The organism is Methylomonas sp., assembly GCF_023228165.1.
Lineage (GTDB): Bacteria > Pseudomonadota > Gammaproteobacteria > Methylococcales > Methylomonadaceae > Methylomonas.
In genome coordinates this window covers 1-18827 of the sequence record NZ_JALOBS010000052.1, presented here as the reverse complement: position 1 = coordinate 18827, position 18827 = coordinate 1, and the positions used below count along the sequence as shown (strand labels likewise).

At 50.7% G+C, this 18827-nt stretch carries 14 protein-coding genes; 6 read left to right on the top strand and 8 right to left on the bottom strand.

What is annotated here, in order from left to right:
• The 4 genes from M0R33_RS23010 to M0R33_RS22995 all read left to right on the top strand — a co-directional run.
• Positions 1-860 (top strand): HAD-IC family P-type ATPase (locus M0R33_RS23010; RefSeq protein WP_292574311.1); only part of this gene is annotated, 860 nt, incomplete at its 5' end.
• Entirely contained in the window at positions 861-1733 is an 873-nt protein-coding gene (locus tag M0R33_RS23005) for a sulfite exporter TauE/SafE family protein (RefSeq protein ID WP_292574310.1), read from the top strand.
• Positions 1734-1766: 33 nt separating this feature from the next.
• On the top strand, positions 1767-2621 hold the full coding sequence (locus M0R33_RS23000) for an SDR family oxidoreductase (RefSeq protein WP_292574309.1): 855 nt from the start codon (positions 1767-1769) through the stop codon (positions 2619-2621).
• 513 nt (positions 2622-3134) lie between these two features.
• On the top strand, positions 3135-4949 hold the full coding sequence (locus M0R33_RS22995; RefSeq protein WP_292574308.1) for an ABC transporter ATP-binding protein: 1815 nt from the start codon (positions 3135-3137) through the stop codon (positions 4947-4949).
• A gap of 178 nt (positions 4950-5127) precedes the next feature.
• On the opposite strand, the gene M0R33_RS22990 is transcribed toward M0R33_RS22995, so the two are convergent.
• The 5 genes from M0R33_RS22990 to M0R33_RS22970 all read right to left on the bottom strand — a co-directional run bounded on the left by M0R33_RS22990 (position 5128) and on the right by M0R33_RS22970 (position 9516).
• Positions 5128-5892: an inositol monophosphatase family protein gene (locus M0R33_RS22990; RefSeq protein WP_292574307.1), complete on the bottom strand. Its 765-nt coding sequence runs from the start codon at positions 5890-5892 to the stop codon at positions 5128-5130.
• 85 nt (positions 5893-5977) lie between these two features.
• Positions 5978-7264 (bottom strand): ammonium transporter, encoded by a 1287-nt coding sequence (locus M0R33_RS22985; protein ID WP_292574306.1) that lies wholly within the window; start codon positions 7262-7264, stop codon positions 5978-5980.
• Between the two features lie 126 nt (positions 7265-7390).
• Positions 7391-7729, bottom strand: coding sequence for a P-II family nitrogen regulator (glnK, locus tag M0R33_RS22980; protein WP_292574305.1), 339 nt, complete (start codon positions 7727-7729; stop codon positions 7391-7393).
• Positions 7730-7894: 165 nt separating this feature from the next.
• Positions 7895-9157 (bottom strand): ammonium transporter, encoded by a 1263-nt coding sequence (locus tag M0R33_RS22975; protein ID WP_292574304.1) that lies wholly within the window; start codon positions 9155-9157, stop codon positions 7895-7897.
• 20 nt (positions 9158-9177) lie between these two features.
• Entirely contained in the window at positions 9178-9516 is a 339-nt protein-coding gene (locus M0R33_RS22970; protein ID WP_013819546.1) for a P-II family nitrogen regulator, read from the bottom strand.
• A 429-nt stretch (positions 9517-9945) separates the two neighbouring features.
• Between M0R33_RS22970 and M0R33_RS22965 the strand changes: the two genes are divergently transcribed.
• Entirely contained in the window at positions 9946-11145 is a 1200-nt protein-coding gene (locus M0R33_RS22965) for a porin (RefSeq protein ID WP_292574303.1), read from the top strand.
• A gap of 157 nt (positions 11146-11302) precedes the next feature.
• On the top strand, positions 11303-12712 hold the full coding sequence (gene glnA, locus M0R33_RS22960) for a glutamate--ammonia ligase (RefSeq protein WP_292574302.1): 1410 nt from the start codon (positions 11303-11305) through the stop codon (positions 12710-12712).
• A gap of 306 nt (positions 12713-13018) precedes the next feature.
• Here glnA and M0R33_RS22955 read toward each other — a convergent pair whose 3' ends face one another.
• The 3 genes from M0R33_RS22955 to M0R33_RS22945 form a co-directional block, all read right to left on the bottom strand.
• Positions 13019-13282 (bottom strand): Rho-binding antiterminator, encoded by a 264-nt coding sequence (locus tag M0R33_RS22955; RefSeq protein WP_292574301.1) that lies wholly within the window; start codon positions 13280-13282, stop codon positions 13019-13021.
• Positions 13283-13540: 258 nt separating this feature from the next.
• Complete coding sequence (locus M0R33_RS22950; protein ID WP_292574300.1) at positions 13541-13714, bottom strand: hypothetical protein; 174 nt, start codon at positions 13712-13714, stop codon at positions 13541-13543.
• Between the two features lie 362 nt (positions 13715-14076).
• Positions 14077-18570 carry a RecQ family ATP-dependent DNA helicase gene (locus tag M0R33_RS22945; RefSeq protein ID WP_292574299.1) on the bottom strand — a complete coding sequence of 1498 codons (4494 nt, stop codon included), beginning with the start codon at positions 18568-18570 and terminating at the stop codon, positions 14077-14079.
• Between the last annotated feature and the right edge of the window lie 257 nt (positions 18571-18827).

Below are 18827 nucleotides of genomic sequence, written 5' to 3'. Positions count from 1 at the left end.
TCAATCTGCCCGAGTTTGATGATCTCAGGCTGGCCACGCTGGCGGCCTCCGCCGAGTATGGCTCCGAGCATTTTTTGGGTAAAGCCATCGTCGAATTCGCTCGAGAAAAATCGCTTGAACTACTCGGACGCAGTTATTTTTACAGCGAAACCGGTCAAGGTATCCGCGCCGTGGTTGACGGTTACAAGCTGTTGCTGGGTAACCGGCACTGGTTGAGTAATCAAAATATAGATATTGCCCCGCTAGAGCTGGCGGCGGACAAGGTTGCCGTTCAGGGTAAAACACCCGTTTATATGGCGATCAACGATGAGGCGGTAGCCATATTTGCCGTTGCCGATAATCCGCGCCTGGAAGCGGCGGCATCGATTGAGCGCTTGCATAGACTGGGTATCAAGACCCTGATGGTAACCGGCGATACAGAAAAAACCGCCTACTACATTGCCGATCGGGTCGGAATAACCGATGTGGTCGCCAATGCCAAGCCGGACGAAAAACTACAAATCATTCAGCAATTACAAGCCGAGGGCTTTTTGGTCGGCATGATAGGCGACGGTATCAATGATGCCCCGGCATTGGCCGCCGCCAATGTGGGCTTTGCCATCGGCAGCGGGACTGATGTGGCGATAGAATCGGCCGATCTGACCCTGGTGCAGGGCGATATTTCCAAGGTGACCGAGACTATCGAGCTTAGTGCTTTCACTATTAGAGTGATCAAACAAAACCTGTTCTGGGCTTTTGGTTATAACACTGTTGCCATTCCTGTCGCAGCGCTGGGTAAACTTAATCCCATGATCGCATCGGCGGCAATGGCACTGAGTTCGGTATCGGTAATTGTTAACTCGTTAAGGCTAAATAAATAAATGGAACACTCAATGGAAGGCATGGATCATTCCACGCATAGTATGGAACATATGGACCACGCGATGCACGGTATGGCGGAGATTGCCTCCGCCACCGGGTTTGATTACTCATTGGCGTTTGTAGCGGGTTTTTTGGGCAGCGGGCATTGTTTGGGCATGTGCGGTGCACTGGTGTCCGGTTATTTCATGAAGGCCGGTAAACATAAGAGTTACTTACCGTATTTTGCCTATCAGTTGACCCGTATCAGTGTATACACCGTGGTTGGGGTGTTGGCGGCGGCGTTGGGTGTGGTGCTGGTTTCCAGCGGCCTGTTCGGCAAGCTGCAAAGTATTCTGCAAATGCTGATCGGAGGCGTGGTGATCTTTTTGGCCTTGGGTATTCTGGGTTTGATACCGTTTCAAGGATCGGTGCGCTTGATCCCGATGCAGATTTTGCGTAAAGGCTATGCAACCGCCAGTCAAAAAGGGCCGGTATTAGGGGCCATGATCGCCGGGTTTTTGAACGGCTTAATGCCTTGTCCGTTGACATTTGCCATGGCGGTGAAGGCGACCAGCGCCACCAGTTTAGCGGAAGGCGGTGCCTTGATGCTGGCTTTCGGTGCCGGCACTCTGCCGATGATGCTGTTTATCAGCGTAGCGTTCGGCAAAATGAGCGCGCAGCTGCGCGGCCTGATGTTGAAGTCGGCGGCCTTGATTATGATATTCATGGGGCTGAATACCATCCATAAAGGCTTGAGTTTTTATCTGGATGAAGATTTTAGACACAGTACTTTTTTACTGATGATCAAAGCCAAGCTGGATGCCTTTGATGTATTCATCGGCGAAACCATGGATTATATCGCCGGCATGATTAGCGTCATTCAATCGATGTGATAGGCTAGGCTTTTCGTTTTCGCGGGGGCGGCAATGGCCAGTATTCTCGTCGTCGGCTGTGGCGACATCGGCGGTCGGGTGGCCTTGGCTTTACATAGCCTGGGTCATCGGGTGGTTGGGCTTAAACGGCGGCCGCCAGAAATTTCAGCGCCTTTTCCCATGCTGACCATAGATATCCGGCGGGTCGAGAGCCTGCGGGGAATTGCTCACGAGTTTGATCTGGTTTTGTTCATCGTTTCCCCGGCTAGTCGGCAGGCCGAAAGCTATCAAGCGCTTTATCAAACAGGGTTGGAAAATATGCTGGCGCATTTTACGTCGGCGGCTTGCAGACCGAAATGGTTGATGGTGTCTTCAAGTAGCGTTTACGGGCAAAACCAGGGTGAGTGGGTGGATGAAGATAGTCCCGCTCAACCGTTGTCGGCCGCCAGTCAATGCTTGGTCGAAGCAGAGCAATCGTTATGGGCCGCCGACGAGTCGCATTGCGTGGTGCGCTTTTCCGGTATTTACGGTCCTGGCCGGGATTGGTTATTACGCCGAGCCGCGCAAGGTGACGCCATTCAACAAACCCCGCCCAGTTATACCAACCGTATCCATCGTGACGATTGCGTGGGTGTGTTGTTATTTTTAATCAATAAGCTATTGGCGGGCGATCAGTTGCTGCCTTGCTATCTGGCCACTGACAACGATCCTGCTCCGCTATGGGAGGTAATGCATTGGATCGCCGAACAATACGGTTTTCCTGTTCCCGTCGCGCTGAATTTGGCCGACGAAGCCCCTCAAAACAAGCGGTGCAACAATGCCAGGTTGACTGCCTTGGGCTATAAATTTTTGTTCCCTGGCTATCGGAATGGTTATGTAAATTCTGCCGCGGGCGGGTTTGTAAAATAATTAGACAAACCAACTTAACTCATTGATTAATCACTCTTAATCATTAAAAAAATCAAGTTATCTACAAAGTTATCCACATAATATGGGGATAATTGTGATTTTCTACCGTTTGAGCAGGGATAACTTCAACTGTCAGTGGTTAATGGCAATGTATGTTACAAGTTGGTTAAATTTTAGTCAAAATATCTTAACCATATGAATTATAATAATAAATTGTGATAATTTGTGACTTGTCTACAGCATTATCCACAGATTGTGTGGATAACGGTAGGCAATATAGGCGGGTGATCACACCTAATCAGTACCGGAAATTGCTGTTTTTTAAGGGATGGTAAAAAAAGTTACACGTCTATAAGTTACTGTTTTAATGGGTAATAATCGGTATGTGCTCAGGTTATGGACAATGTTATACACAGAAAATGTGGATAAATTGCCGTTTAATTAATGATTGTGTTGAAAACTACGTTGTGCATAGCCGTAAATATCGCTTGAGTTAGAAACTAAAGGTCCCTTATGTCCAAGGATGCAGAAAATCCTGATTTTCAACGAGCCGCTAGCGCACCTGCGTTACCCACGCGTACCATCGGTTTTATTTGGTTTTGTCTGCGGCAATTCCGTGCCATGCTTTTTTTGATGATGATAATGGAAGCCGGACAGGCGGCCGGCAGTATTCTAGTGCCTTACGCGATCAAAGCATTGATGGATGCGGTGGCGGCCCGTCCGGTCGCGGACGCATTATGGGAGGCCTTTAAACAACCCTTGATGCTACTGATCGGTTTGAATATAGCCGAGATACTATTCAGCCGCGGCAGCGGCGCCTTGTTGATCATTATGGGACCGCGATTACGGCAACGTACCAGTCACTTGCTGTATGCCTATTTACAACAACATTCTCCACGGTATTTTGCAAACCATTTTGCCGGCAGTCTGGCACACCGGGTCAGCGAAACCGCGATGAGCGTCAACCATACCACTTGGTCGGTGTTATTCGATTTTTGGCCTATTGCCATCACCTTTATGGTGTCCATCTTCTTGTTGTTACAAGTAAATGTCGGTTTGGGTGGGTTCGTAGCCGGTTGGGTATTTTTATATGTCGCCAGCTCCTACTGGATGGCGACCCGCTGCCAACCCTATGCACAAAATTACGCCGCCACCCGCAGCTTGGTAAACGGCAAGATTGTTGATACCGTAACTAATATGTTGAATGTCAAACTGTTTGCCCGGCTGGATTACGAACGGGAGTATCTTGAGGGCTATTTGGAAAACGAAGTGCGTGAAGGTCGGCGTACCTTTTGGTACATGGAGCGGGTGCGCTGGTTCCAGTTTACCGCTGCCGCAGTACTTAAAATCGGCACCATCGGCTATGCCTTGCAGCTATGGAATAATCAAGAAATCAGCGTGGGCGATTTTGCCATGAGTACCGGTCTGGCTCTACTGATAATCAGCGATGCCCGTAATCTGACTCGGCGGTTTTTGGAGTTTTTTGAATATGTCGGTAACGTGGCGAATGGCGTGGATACCATAGTCAAGCCGCATGAAATCATCGATAAGCCCGATGCTCAACCTTTACGGGTCAGGTCAGGGCGAATCGAATTTCGCGAGGTCTGCTTCGGCTACGAATCGGATCGGCCGGTGTTCGAACATCTCAATGTAACGATCGAGCCCGGCCAGCGCGTCGGTTTGGTGGGCTATTCCGGTTCCGGCAAATCAACCTTTGTCAGCCTGATTCTACGTAACTATGAACCGCAGTCCGGACAGGTTTTAATTGACGATCAGGATATTGTCCACACCACGCAGGATTCCCTGCATCAACAGGTCAGCCTGATTCCTCAGGAACCCAGTCTGTTTCATCGCAGTTTAAAGGAAAACATTGCCTATGGCCGATTACAGGCTAGTGATGCGGACATTCAAAGTGCCACCCGTTTGGCGCATGCCGATACCTTCATAGCAGACATGCCGGACGGCTACGAGGCTTTGGTGGGGGAGCGCGGTGTTAAACTGTCCGGCGGTCAGCGGCAACGGATTGCCATTGCCAGAGTCCTGCTAAAAGATGCGCCAATTTTGATCTTGGATGAAGCAACATCCAGTCTGGATTCGGTTACGGAGAAAACCATACAGGAGAATTTGGACAGAGTGATGGGCGTTAAGACCGTGATTGCCGTTGCGCATCGCTTGTCGACCATCGCCCATCTGGACCGTATATTGGTGTTCGATCAGGGCCGCATCGTTGAAGACGGTAATCACGACGCCTTGTTGACCAAAAAAGGCTTTTATTATCAGTTGTGGACCATGCAGGCGGGTGGGTTTTTGCCTGACCAGCAGCCGTAAACCGGTTTGGGTTTTAGCTTAACACTATCCGTTAAACCACCAACCCGGCTCCAGCAACCGGGAAGAGGGAGTTCAGCCGACTCCTATGCCGATTGATGCCCGCTGCGAAGGTTGAGCGCGCGGGCAATGCGGCCGGCGTTGCTTTCAGCTAACAGCAAAAAACCAACACCGCTAGTGCTTACATCAACGGCAAAATTTGATCGAGTATCTTGCCGTTGGTGGCTAAAATTTGTTTCGGAAATACGCCGGGGTTACCTTTGAAATCGGTAACCGTCCCTCCAGCTTCCATGGCAATCAGCGCGCCCGCCGCGACATCATACAAATTGAGTTCCTGCTCCCAAAACGCATCCACTTGGCCATCGGCGACAGTACATAAATCCAATGCGGCCGAACCCAGTCGGCGTTGGCCGGTGGTGGCCTGGGCGATACGTCCAAAGCGTGCCAGATTATTGTCTTCCAGATATTGCCGCAGACAGGCGAAGCCGGTGGATACCATGCTGGTAGCCAAGCTGGTTTCGTCTGATACGTGTATCGGTTTGCCGTTTTTATAAGCACCTTTGCCTTTTTCGGCGCAATAATAATCATCCAAAGCCGGGCCATATACAGCTCCCATCAATAGCTCGCCGTCAATTTCCAACGCCACGCTGATCCCCCAGAAGTATTGACCCTTGGAGAAGGAATGCGTGCCGTCTATCGGATCGACGATCCAGCGGCTGGTTTGATTGGCGGTTTTGCCGCTTTCTTCGCCCCAGAAACCGTATTCGGGGCTATGATCGTGTAGTGCTTGTTTCAGGTAGTTTTCGACGGCCACGTCGGCGTCGGTGACCAGGTCGCGGGCGCTTTTTTTATTGATTGCCAACTGGTCCAGATCATTGAAGTACGCCATCGCCACACCGCCGGCGGTGCGAACGATTGTTTCCAGAGTTTCGAGGGTAATAGGCATGTTGTTCTCAGGTGATAAGGAATGCGGAGCGGTATAATGCCCGCCCCGCAAAACAAAGCCTTATTTTAACCCGATAGCCCTAAAATTACAGATTGTGATAGCCGGTTTCCTCATGCAGGACGATATCCAGGCCTTGTACCTCTTCGTCTTCGTTGACGCGCACCCCCATGGTGGCATCGATACACTTCAATATCAGATAACTGAACATGCCGCTCCAGGTCAGTGTTACCAGCACGGCCAAGGCTTGTACGCCGACTTGATTCAGCATGCTGACCTCACCCAGGCCTAAGCCACCTAGACTTTCCGCCGCAAATACGCCGGTCAAAATTGAGCCTACGCATCCGCCCACGCCATGCACCGGGAATACATCCAGGGAATCGTCAATTTTTAAACTGCGTTTAATATATTGGGTGGCGTAAAAGCACACGGTACCGGCTACGATGCCGATGACCAAACCGCCGATCGGGCCGACAAAACCGGAGGCTGGAGTGATGGTGCCCAGCCCCGCCACCATACCGGTAACAATACCCAGCACGCTGGGTTTGCCAAAGCGTAACCATTCGATGGTCATCCAGGTTAACGATCCGGCGGCTGCGGCAATGTGCGTCACGGCAATAGCCATGCCGGCGCTGCCATCGGCGGTCAGGGCGCTACCGCCATTAAAACCGAACCATCCGAACCAAAGCATGCCGGCGCCGGTGACGACCATGGTCATATTGTGCGGTGGCATGGCTACAGTAGGAAATCCGCGCCTGGGGCCTAATACCAAAGCGGCAACCAGTGCCGCGATGCCGGCATTGATGTGAATGACTATGCCGCCGGCAAAGTCTTTTACACCCATATCAGCCAGCCAGCCGCCGCCCCAAACCCAGTGGCAAATCGGCATATACACAACGATCAACCATAAGGCACTAAACCAAAGCATGGCGGAAAATTTCATGCGTTCGGCAAAGCCGCCGACGATTAAGGCCGGTGTGATGATGGCGAAGGTCATTTGAAACATGAAGTATACGGTTTCCGGAATATCGCCTATTAAATTTGTGGTGCTCATATCGGGCAAAAAGATTTTAGAACCGCCGCCTAAAAACTTTTGCCAGTCGCCGCCATCGGCAAAAATAAAGCTGTATACCCCGGCTAGCCACATTAGAGATACCAGACAGGTGATTGCAAAGCATTGCATTAACACGGACAGCACGTTTTTACTGCGCACTAAGCCCCCATAAAATAGCGACAGTCCCGGTATGGTCATGAAGAGGACTAGCGCGGTGGATGTTAAAACCCATGCAGTGTTGGCTTGGTTGATTTCAGCTGCCGACGCCCATTGCGGCATCAATAGTAAGCATGCAGATACGATATATTTATTAGTTGTCATTTTTATATTCTTATTTTTTTATCTGCCTTCTAAATAATGCTATGCCCGATGCAGCAAAATCGCCTCTATCTACGCGAACGTAGATAGAGGCGATTTTGTGAGTGGATTTAGCTTATCCGGACAGACTTATATTGCTTCTTCGCCGGTTTCTCCGGTTCTGATGCGAACAATTTGTTCCAGAGAGGTGACGAATATTTTGCCGTCTCCGATTTTACCTGTGTTGGCTGCTTTGACGATGGCATCTATAGCCTGATCGACAATCGAGTCGGCAATGGCAATTTCGAGTTTTACTTTGGGCAAAAAATCCACCACATACTCTGCACCCCTGTACAGTTCCGTATGGCCTTTTTGTCTGCCGAAACCTTTTACTTCTGTAGCCGTCACGCCGGACACACCAATTTCAGACAATGCTTCTCTCACGTCGTCCAACTTAAATGGTTTGATAATTGCTGTAATTAATTTCATGGTGTTCTCAGTTAAGTGATTAAAAAATCAAGCCTGTCGACAATCATAATTAATTCCTGGTCAACATACAATTTACAACCTGACAATTGCGCCAGATGAATGCTCGCTACAAATGCAAAAGGCGGGCGTCCGAAAACGCCCGCCTGTTTAGGTCGATCGGCTTAATTAACCTTTACTGGTATCAGTAAACTCTGGATACGCTTCCATGCCGCATTCGGAGAAATCCACGCCATGATATTCATCTTCTTCGCTAACCCGAATGCCTATGGTTGATTTGATAACGAACCAGGTCAGCATGCTGGTTACAAATACAAAACCGAAGATGCAGGCAATACCGATGAGCTGAGCAGATAATTTCGCATCGGGATTGGTGATGCATACGGCTAGCAAGCCCCACATACCGACTACGCCATGCACCGACAGGGCGCCGACAGGGTCATCCAGTTTGACTTTATCCATAAAGATAATCGCAAAAAACACCAATACGCCACCTACAGCACCGATTAATGTAGCAACCAGCGGAGTGGGGGTTAATGGTTCGGCGGTAATTGCAACCAGGCCCGCTAAGGCACCGTTCAGGATCATGGACAAATCAGCTTTGCCGAATTTCAATTGAGAAACCACCATGGCAGCGATCAAGCCACCAGCCGCGGCAGCATTGGTATTCACAAATACCATGGCCACCGAGTTGGCCTCACCCACATCGGAAACCTTAAGTTCCGAACCGCCGTTGAATCCAAACCAGCCCATCCATAAGATAAAAGTTCCCAAGGTCGCCAACGGTAAGTTGCTACCAGGAATCGGCGACACTTCGCCGTTAGGTCCGTATTTGCCTTTCCGTGCGCCTAACAGAATTACGCCAGCCAATGCCGCGGTCGCACCACATAAGTGCACTACGCCTGAGCCGGCGAAATCCAAAAATCCCAGTGCGTCTAAAAAGCCTTTACCCCATTTCCAGTAACCTTGAATCGGGTAAATAAAACCGGTCATAACGACTGCGAACAATAAAAAAGCCCATAGTTTCATGCGTTCCGCAACTGCGCCGGACACAATAGACATCGCGGTTGCAACAAACACAACCTGGAAGAAAAAGTCGGCCAATCCGGAATAATAAGTTTCACCGTTGCTGGCCAGCACCTCTTCCACGGTGTGATCAGGGCTAATCAAAAAACTTATGCCCGGCCAGACGCTGTTCACGGCTTCGCTGGGATACATAATGCCGTAGCCGCACAACAAATACATGGTGCAAGCGATAGCAAACAGCGCAATGTTTTTGGTTAAAATTTCCGTGGTATTTTTGGCGCGAACCAAACCGGCTTCCAGCATGGCAAAGCCGGCACCCATCCACATGACTAAAGCACCCGTCATCAAGAAATAAAAGGTATCTAGCGCATAACTCAGTTCAACAACTTTATTTAAGTTTTCCACTTGTTTCTCCTGCTTATGATTTAAAGCGCTTCTTCGCCGGACTCGCCGGTTCTGATTCGAACGACCTGTTCCAAATTGGTCACAAAGATCTTTCCATCGCCAATTTTGCCGGTATTGGCGACTCTGACGATGGATTCAACGGCTTGCTCGACCAAGCTGTCCGCTACCGCCACTTCAATTTTTGCTTTGGGCAAAAAATCAACCACATACTCGGCACCGCGATAGAGTTCGGTGTGGCCTTTTTGACGGCCGAAGCCTTTTACTTCGGTAACTGTTACACCGGAGACACCAATATCGGACAGTGCTTCACGCACATCGTCCAATTTAAATGGTTTAACAACAGCAGTTATGAGTTTCATAAATAAGCACCCCTTTTGTTCATAGCGAAATACCTCTACGGATTAGTGATTAACATCACACAGCCAAAAGCAGGTAACGTGCCAAGTTTTAAGTCATTGAATTTAAAGAAAGGGCTGGGAATTTGAAGTGTTTGGTGCGCTTTAAGGCACCAAAGTGGCGCGTTTTGCTTCATTTTGGAGCGGGGCATTTTGTAGGTAAGCCTATACCTTCAAAAAAGGGGTATTCATTAAGAAATTGCTGACAATACTTGTTGTAAAACAACAAAAAATTGGTATTTAGCAACAAGTATGGTGCATGTTGCGCACATTTATGGTGCGTTTTTGGTGAGATTTGTATATGTTTGTTTTTGTATCTTATTGAATTATATAGATATTATTTATGGCATGGAAAGTGCTGCATAGGTTGCGAATGTTTACTGGAGATAAAATATGAAAAAAATCATACCCTCATTAATAACTGGTAGCTTAGCGTTGGTAGCTGCAAATGTGCAGGCGGATGACGCCGGCATGATCGAGTCCTTAAGTGGTTATAACGTTAATGACAGTGCTTTTACTAAAAGTACAGGTATTAATGTTGGTGGTTGGGCTAGTGGCGGTATTACTTACGCTTCTCACAATGCCCCATCCAATTCGAATTCACCTATTACCTTTAACGATCGGATCAACGAGTTTCAATTGAATCAGCTTAATCTGTTTGCGGAAAAAGCGGTTAACAAAGGCGATAAATGGGACTTTGGTGGTCGGGTGGATTTTATGTTCGGTACCGATACCCGTTTTACCCACGCAACCGGATGGGATGACAAATTGATTCCCAGAAATAATGGTAACTCGCCCGGCGAAGGCGAGCGGTTTTACGATGTGGCTTTTCCACAAGCCTATGCTGAAATCTATGCACCATTCGGCAATGGTATTACCGCGAAAATCGGTCACTTCTATACCATCATAGGATATGAGGTCGTCACCTCGCCCGATAACTTTTTCTATTCGCATGCCTATACCATGCAATACGGCGAACCTTTTACACATACCGGCGCATTACTCAGCTATGACGTTAATGATTGGTTGTCGGTCACAGGCGGTGCGGTAAATGGCTGGGATAATTTTCGCCAACAACCGGGTGCGTGGGATTTCCTAGGCGGCGTTACTCTTACACCTAGTGATGATACCTCCCTGGCTATTTCTTTAATCAGTGGCGATACCAATCAGACTGATAACCTAAACACAACCATGTACAGCGTGGTTTTGCAACATAGCTTTACCGAAAAACTGCATTATGTGCTGCAACATGACTTCGGTGTATACCAAAATGGTGCGACAAACAGCGGTCAAAATGCTGACTGGTACGGCGTCAATCAATACTTGACCTACGATATCAACGATAAATTGGGTGCCGGTGTGCGCGCGGAATGGTTTAGAGACAGCCAAGGTTACCGGACCGGTATTGGCTCCGGTGGTAGTTTTTACGCCGTTACTGCAGGTCTGAACTATGCACCTAATGCCTGGTTGAAATTACGTCCGGAATTACGTTACGACTATTTCGGTGCTGACAGTGACGGCACTAAAGCTTATGATGATGGCAACGAATTCGATCAGCTTGGCGTAGCAATGGATATGATTGTTACGTTCTAAAATGTAGACACTTAAATTTCAATTCATCAAAACAGCCACAGCAACAATGCCTAAAATTCGCATTTGTTGCTGTGGCTCTTTGTAAAAATTGATGATATTGTTACTGCCGTTTTACCACCACTAAATTATAACAATATCCAGAAGGAGACTTTGGCCGATGTCAGTAGAGAACGTACTTAAAATGATCCAAGAAAACGACATTCAATTTGTCGATTTTCGTTTTTGTGATTCGCGGGGTAAAGAACAGCACGTTACTTTTCCTGCGCATACTATCGACGAAGATACCTTCGAGGAAGGCAATATGTTCGATGGTTCGTCCGTGGCGGGTTGGAAACACATCAACGAATCAGACATGATTCTAATGCCGGACCCGAGCACTGCTAAAATTGATCCATTTTTCGATGATAAAACCGTAATTTTACGTTGCGATATCATCGAACCAAAAGACATGCAAGGTTATGGTCGCGACCCACGCTCAATCGCTAAACGCGCGGAAGCTTATATGCAGTCTACCGGTATAGCCGACACTGCATTCTTCGGCCCTGAAAACGAATTCTTTATTTTTGACGACGTGCGCTGGTCTGCCGAAATGGGCGGATGCTCTTATAAGATCGATTCTGAAGAGGCGGGTTGGAACTCGGAAAAAGTCTACGAAAACGGCAACATCGGTCACCGCCCGGGTATCAAAGGCGGTTACTTCCCCGTACCCCCCGTCGATTCATTTCAAGACATGCGTTCAGCAATGTGTTTGGTATTGGAAGAAATGGGTCAAACCACGGAAGTGCATCACCACGAAGTAGCAACTGCCGGCCAATGTGAAATTGGGGTGAAATTCAATACCTTGGTTAAAAAAGCCGACGAAGTATTGGAATTGAAATATGTAGTTGCCAATATCGCTCATGCTTACGGCAAAACCGCTACTTTCATGCCGAAACCACTGGTTGGCGACAACGGTAGCGGTATGCACGTTCATCAGTCCTTAGCCAAAGGCGGGGTAAACCTGTTCACCGGTGATTTGTACGGTGGCTTGTCTGAAACCGCGCTGTACTACATCGGCGGTATCATCAAGCACGCTAAAGCTCTGAACGCGTTGACCAATGCCTCAACCAACAGCTACAAACGTCTGGTACCGGGCTTTGAAGCCCCTGTTATGCTGGCTTATTCCGCGCGTAACCGTTCCGCATCCATTCGTATTCCTTACGTCACCAACCCAAAAGGTCGCCGTATCGAAGTACGTTTCCCAGATTCAACCGCTAACCCATACTTGGCCTTCTCCGCCATGTTGATGGCGGGTCTGGACGGCATCCAAAACAAAATTCATCCAGGCGAAGCTATGGATAAGGATTTGTACGACTTGCCGCCGGAAGAGGAAAAAGCCATTCCACAAGTCGCTTTCTCTTTGGATTCAGCTCTTGATGCGTTGGATAAAGACCGTGAGTTCCTGACTCGCGGCGGCGTATTCACCGATGACGCGCTTGACGGTTACATCGCTCTGAAACAACAAGATGTGACTCGTCTGCGGATGAGCACCCACCCTGTTGAGTTCGACATGTACTACAGCTTGTAATAGTTAAGCCTGTTTCACACAGGCCCACGCTAACCCAAAACCCCGCAAATTATCCGGCTTGCGGGGTTTTTTTATGTCCGAAGTATTTCCATGCGCTGTACAAAATCCGATGGTCAACAATCGGGACTTCTTGCTTTTCCGGTTAATCAATTCGGAATGACTTGCGCTTTGACGAGGTGAGTGGTGATCGACGTTTTGGTTAGGGATCGGGGAAGCCGGATTGAATGGCTATATTCCAAACCGGTTATCAATCTCGACGACGATTAATTGCCTGCAGACGGCAATACCGGCGCGGGACAGTCGGGTTTAAAAAATGACTTCCGTAAATTGCGCGTTGGGTGTCAACACTTGCAGCTTTTTTAACTGATTAAGCTCGATTTGCTGTTTTTGGCCGTTGTCGATAATCAGGTATTCGCGCTTTTCGGTACTGGTCAGGGTATCAATAGCTTTGCCTTCGATAGTTTGCTGATCTCGGAGTGTCAGTACAACTTGATAATGATACAGGCAGGCAATTTCTATATAGTCATGTAAATCGCAGGCTATGGCGCATTTGCTCATATCTGTCTTCATGGGGTGGGTTAATGCGTTTGAGTTGTTGGTGTTCTTCATTGTTTGCTACTGATAGACTTTCCAAGAGCTAATCACTCTAGTACAGGAATCTTCACGGTTCAACCCGACAAATCCAACGGATTTGGCTGATTACATGCACGGTACCCACCCGATGGATGGGATGGCGAGCCTAGTGGCCGAAAAGCGGGTGTAACGCAACAGGATTGTCATGTTCCGCCTTCCCTGAACTCTATACTTAGACTACCCAGGGTTTTCCTCTCAGGGGTATTGTTGATGAAGAAACCCGCAACCGTTATGGTTCTGATAGCATTCGCATCTCGCCGGAGTATCGGCATCGCTATTCGCCGCTGAGCTGATCCAGGTGTCGGGCGTACCCTGAATGTCCGCCAACCGCAAATCCCGCCAATCGGTTTCCATGAGGAGAATAGGCACGACGGATTTTTTGCCGAGCAGGTGCGCCAGGGTTCGGCGTTACGGATAGTTTCGCCGTCAACCTGGGAAAGACACTGTTGGGGATAAATTCCGGAAAATGGATAGCAAACCGTAACAATCCGCCTGCCGGCTATAATTCCGGCGAGTTGGCCGGTAACAACTGTGATACCACGTAACTGCTTTTGTTCAGCATACAGCACAGCTCGACTTCCCGCATCACCCGCACGATGAAGTGCAGTTTGTGGGGCACGATGAGCCGCGAAACCGCACCGTCGGCACGCGTCGAGATCAAACTAAAGCGCGGCCGGGTAGCTTTTTGGATTACAAACCTTGGTTTGTACTCCGGCGAAGATAAGTCATCACTAGACCCGATACACCACTTCCACCAGCGGCACTTCCCACTCATCAACTTTGCTGCGCTCTTGATAGTCGGCGCCACCATCTTCGCGAGTGCGTTTCAGCAGGGCAATTACCGTGACGCGTTCGATCTGCCTCATTTTGCCTAGCCAGACCGGAATAGCAGCTTGCGACAGGCGGGCTACGTTGATGCCGTTGCTTTGTAGACTGAGTTTGCCGTGCTCGCTGCGCATGTTCAGTTTGGCGTCGGGCGTCAAGGTTGCCAATTGGCGGTGTATGGGGTGAGCGGCATCAAAGCTGCCGGCGTAGCCGATATCCAGCTCCTTTAAACTAAGTATTTGGTAAACCCGCCTGCCGTTGGCGGGTTTAATCGGCAGTTCCGGCGCTGTTCTGAGCAGCAAATGTTCGCCCTGAATTTCCGGCAAAAACGGGTTGCGCAAGTCTTTGCGTTGCAGCAGACACAGGGTTTCCCTGGCGCGGGTCATAGCCACGTACAGCAAACGGCGTTGTTGTTCCAAATCCTGGCCGCCCCAGCCACCGTCTAGGATGAAGACATGGTTAAACTCCATGCCTTTCACGGCGTGTATGGTACCGAGCAACACGCCGTTGCCCAGGCGGCGTTCGCGGCGTTGTTCGGCCAGGATTTCGCAGAGATAGTCCAAAGTTTGCCGGTTACAGACTTCGGCGTTACCGGTTTCCCGTTGCCAGTCCTGCAGCAGGTTCTGTAGTTGCTTGACCCAGCCGTTGTCGCCCTGGGCCGAATATGTTTCAGACAGATAGTTCAGCCAGTCGCCGGCGGCATTTAAACTATTTCCGGCTTGTTCCAATGCTTGCAGTAAAGCGGCATTCTCGCGGATGCGGAACGGGCTGGGGTTGGCTTCGCGAGACAGCATGATGCTGAGCGGAATGTTTTGGCCTTCCAATTCGGCGCGGACCGGATCCAGCAAGCGCCATTCCGGGGCCAGAATCGCGCATTGCGACCAATCCAAACTCGGGTCCAATTGCCGCAGGCGTTGCAGTTCGTGTGTCACGGTTACAGCTTGCACGGTTTGGTCGGCCACTTCGATTTGTTGTACCCGGCCACGGGCCAAGGTATCCAGATGTTGCCAGCGGCCGCCGGGGTCCAGCTGGTTACGTTGGCGGTTGATGCGAATCGGCTGCTGTTGTTTCATGCGGTCGCGATTGTGGCTGATCAGTGCATTGGCGGCGGCGATTATGTGGGCGCTGGAGCGGTAGTTTTCCAGCAGATAATGCAGCTCGGCCTGGTAATCGGTTTGGAATTGTTTGATAAAGGCGACGTTGGCGCCACGAAATTGGTAGATGTTCTGGTCATCGTCGCCGACGGCCAGAATGGTCAGCTTGGCATCGTCATCGACGCTGCGGCCGGCTATTGCCGAGATCAAACGGTATTGCTGTTCATCGATATCCTGGTATTCGTCGACCAGGATATAACGGTAGCCGGCCAACAAGCGGTCGCGGTTTTCGTCGGCTTCCATACCCAATTGGGTTTGTTCGCCTTGTAACAGCTTGATGGCGTCGTCGATGATGCCGGCAAATGCGGTTTCGCTGTGTTCGGCGGTATTCGTGATGGCATGGCCGGTCAGCCGCAAGGCCAGGCCGTGATAAGTCTGGATGGTGACGCCTTTGGCATCGTCGCCGATCAGGTCGCTTAAGCGGCGGCGCAATTCGCCGGCGGCGTTGCGGTTGAAGCACAGGATCAACAGGCTGCGGGCCGGTACCCGTTTGACACGCAATAGATAGGCGCAACGATGCACCACCACGCGGGTTTTGCCCGAGCCGGGGCCGGCCAGGATCAGATTGTTTTTATCTTCCGCGCCGGCCACCAGGGCGATTTGTTGCGGATTTTGCAGATCGCTGACGATACGCTGAAACGATTGCTGGCTGGTGGCGCGCTCTAATACCTCGCGGCGGTCGGCGAAATAGCGTTTGACGAATTCGGTCTTGTCCATCGCAAAATAGGCCACTACAAAAGCCAGTGCCTGACCGATTTTTTCCAGGCCGCGGCGGGCGTATTCGTTCATGACATGAATCTGAAATACCCGTTCGCTGTAATGTTGCGACAGCGGCTGGTAATCGCCCTTGCTGTAGCGGCGGGCTTTGGCTTCCGGCAGCACTCGTATGGTCATGGCTTGCCGAAACACCGCCAGACCTTGTTGCAGGGTGATGATTTTTTGCTCGTGCAGGAAGTTTAGCGCCCGCTCCACGGCGGCCAGCGGATCTTTCACTTCCGCCGCGGCTACCAGATCCTGCCGCAACGCCGTCATTAATTGTTCGGCGGAAAATTCCACCAGCAGATCGGCGCCGGGTTTGGTGTCGGGCGGGATGTTGGCGAGAATACGATCCAGCGCGATCTTGGCGATAGCTTGGCGTTTTTCCGCAGTAGCCAGCAAAGCCGGCCAGCCGCGATTTAGTTTGACGGCGTATTGGTCCAGGCCGCGATGGCGCAGAGTCAGGCTGCCTTTGTTGCCGGCCAGACCCAGGCCATCGCGCGCCAAACTGTTCAATAGCAGACGCAGCACTTCCGGATTGCTCAGGCTATAGCCTTGATCCAACAAATGTTGATTGATATGCCGCAGTGACAGTGTCTGCCAGTTGTCGGCGGAGGCATCCGGAGCCTGTTCGCGCATGGTCTCTATCATGGCCCGTTCCAGCGGGCAGATTTTTTCCAGCCTGATTAACGATGAATCGGCAATTTTGTAACGCACGAAGGCGGTCAACAGCAGGTTTTGCTGAATCAGCCCGTGAGCGGTCATGTCGTATAGGGTGCGAATGACCCGTTGGCTGGCGGTTTCGTCGGGTTTGTCCTGCTCGGTACTGGCGAATTCGCCCAGCAAGGCCAAGTCGTCGGCGCTGAAACCTTGGTCGCTGTCGGCATTGAACAGTTCTTCTAAAATCGCCAGCCAGCGTTTTTTCTGGCGTTGCGAAAGGTTGAGTTTTTCTATTTTAGCTTTGGCTTCGGCCATATCTTGCACCAAGGGGCGGCCCTGAAAGACTTGGGTGCGGTTCTGGTTGCGCTCGATAAAGCCGGCCCGTTCCAGCCAGGATACGGCGGTGATGATCTTGGTGGCGGCGTTACGGTCGTCGCTGTCGAATGAGGTCTCGACATTATCGTCCTGCAGGATTTCGCCGCTGGTGATGACTACGTTACCGTTTTTATCCTTCTTGCTGCGGCGCAGGCCGCGCAGAATTTGGGCGATGTCGCGCTGGTCGACTTGCGATAGAGCGGATAGTTTGAATTGGGTTTCGATATCGTGTTCGTCGAACAGCAACACGCATTCGGCGGCTTCCCGGTCGCGACCGGCCCGCCCGGCTTCCTGTAAGTAGTTTTCCAAAGAGCCGGGGATGTCCGCATGAATCACCAAGCGTACGTTGTCTTTGTCTATACCCATGCCGAAGGCATTGGTGGCGGCGATCACCCGGATGCTGCCGTCTATAAAGCTTTCCTGCACATGGCGTTTTTCTGCGGCGTCCTTACCGGCGTGGAAGGCGGCGGCCGGCCAGTCTTGCTGGCGGAGGAATTCGGCGGTTTCCTCGGTACGGGCTTGGGTGGCGCAATAGATAATAGCGCTGCCCTCGGTTTTGGGTAGCCGCTCACAGAGTAGCTGTTGAATGCGAGCGTGTTTTTCGTTACTGCCGATGGTTTGCACTTCGAATTGCAGATTGTCGCGCTCGACGCCGCCCTCAAATACCGCTAGATCCATGGCCAGATGGGCGCGGAAATAGTCGAGAATTTCGTCCCTGACATCTTGTTTGGCGGTAGCGGTGAAGCATTGCACCGGCGGCAGTATGGCCTGTTGTTCGGTGGCGAACTCCTGGATGAAGCGGGCGGCGTACAGATAATCCGGGCGGAAATCGTGGCCCCATTTGGACAGACAGTGCGCCTCGTCGAATACCCAGCAGCCGATTTCGCGCTGGGCGATGGCTTTGCGGAAGCCGGCGTTACGTAATTGTTCCGGTGATACGTACAGCAAGGCGATGTCGCCCAGCTGGATAGCTTTTAACACTTCGCCGCGTTCCGGCGGGGTCAGCATGCCATATAACGCAGCGGCACTGGGGGCGCCGGTTTTGTTGCGTAGATTGTCGACTTGATCTTTCATCAAGGCTTGTAGCGGCGAAATGACGATGGTCAGCACGCCACGGCGTTGGTAACGCACCAAGGCCGGTAATTGAAAACATAGCGATTTGCCGCCACCGGTCGGCAATACCGCAAACAACGCGCTATCGCTCATCGCCGCTGTCACGATCTGCTGTTGCAAACTGCCGCCGTCGGCGGCCGGCGGCTGGTTGCGAAAGGCCGGAAAGCCGAAATAGCGGCTCAATTGTGCAACCGGGTCGTGAGTTTGCCGGCAGTAACCGCAACTTGGTTTACCGCAGGGAATGTCGCGCAATTGCCGCAGGGCCGGGGCAACGTCTTGGAAACTCAGGCGTACCCAGGGCGGTAGCACCGAATTGCCGCTGGACACCCGCAGCCAAGCCAAACAATAGGCCAGGGCAGGGCGTTTGTTCGGGTCGGGCAGGTAAGAGAGGATGATTTTATTGAAGGCAGTTTCGCAGACTTGGCCGTAGCTGAGCCGCTTGAACAGGTCGAAGGCCTGCGAGGCATTGATAGCTGAAGTTTCCCAGTTTTTTCGGGCGCCAAATATTAGAGAATGCTAAATTACCGAAAATATTAGAATTATCTAATTAAGAACGGAAATTGCCTAACTATTCCTTGAAAAACAATGAGTTAATAGAG

What these genes read in the sequence shown, in the direction of transcription:
- M0R33_RS22970 (WP_013819546.1), bottom strand. Translation starts at nt 9,516, where the DNA reads ATGAAACTCATAACTGCTGTTGTTAAACCATTTAAATTGGACGATGTG.
- M0R33_RS23000 (WP_292574309.1), top strand. Translation starts at nt 1,767, where the DNA reads ATGGCCAGTATTCTCGTCGTCGGCTGTGGCGACATCGGCGGTCGGGTG.
- M0R33_RS22955 (WP_292574301.1), bottom strand. Translation starts at nt 13,282, where the DNA reads ATGAAGACAGATATGAGCAAATGCGCCATAGCCTGCGATTTACATGAC.
- M0R33_RS22990 (WP_292574307.1), bottom strand. Translation starts at nt 5,892, where the DNA reads ATGCCTATTACCCTCGAAACTCTGGAAACAATCGTTCGCACCGCCGGC.
- glnK (WP_292574305.1), bottom strand. Translation starts at nt 7,729, where the DNA reads ATGAAATTAATTACAGCAATTATCAAACCATTTAAGTTGGACGACGTG.
- M0R33_RS22985 (WP_292574306.1), bottom strand. Translation starts at nt 7,264, where the DNA reads ATGACAACTAATAAATATATCGTATCTGCATGCTTACTATTGATGCCG.
- M0R33_RS22995 (WP_292574308.1), top strand. Translation starts at nt 3,135, where the DNA reads ATGTCCAAGGATGCAGAAAATCCTGATTTTCAACGAGCCGCTAGCGCA.
- glnA (WP_292574302.1), top strand. Translation starts at nt 11,303, where the DNA reads ATGTCAGTAGAGAACGTACTTAAAATGATCCAAGAAAACGACATTCAA.
- M0R33_RS22965 (WP_292574303.1), top strand. Translation starts at nt 9,946, where the DNA reads ATGAAAAAAATCATACCCTCATTAATAACTGGTAGCTTAGCGTTGGTA.
- M0R33_RS23005 (WP_292574310.1), top strand. Translation starts at nt 861, where the DNA reads ATGGAACACTCAATGGAAGGCATGGATCATTCCACGCATAGTATGGAA.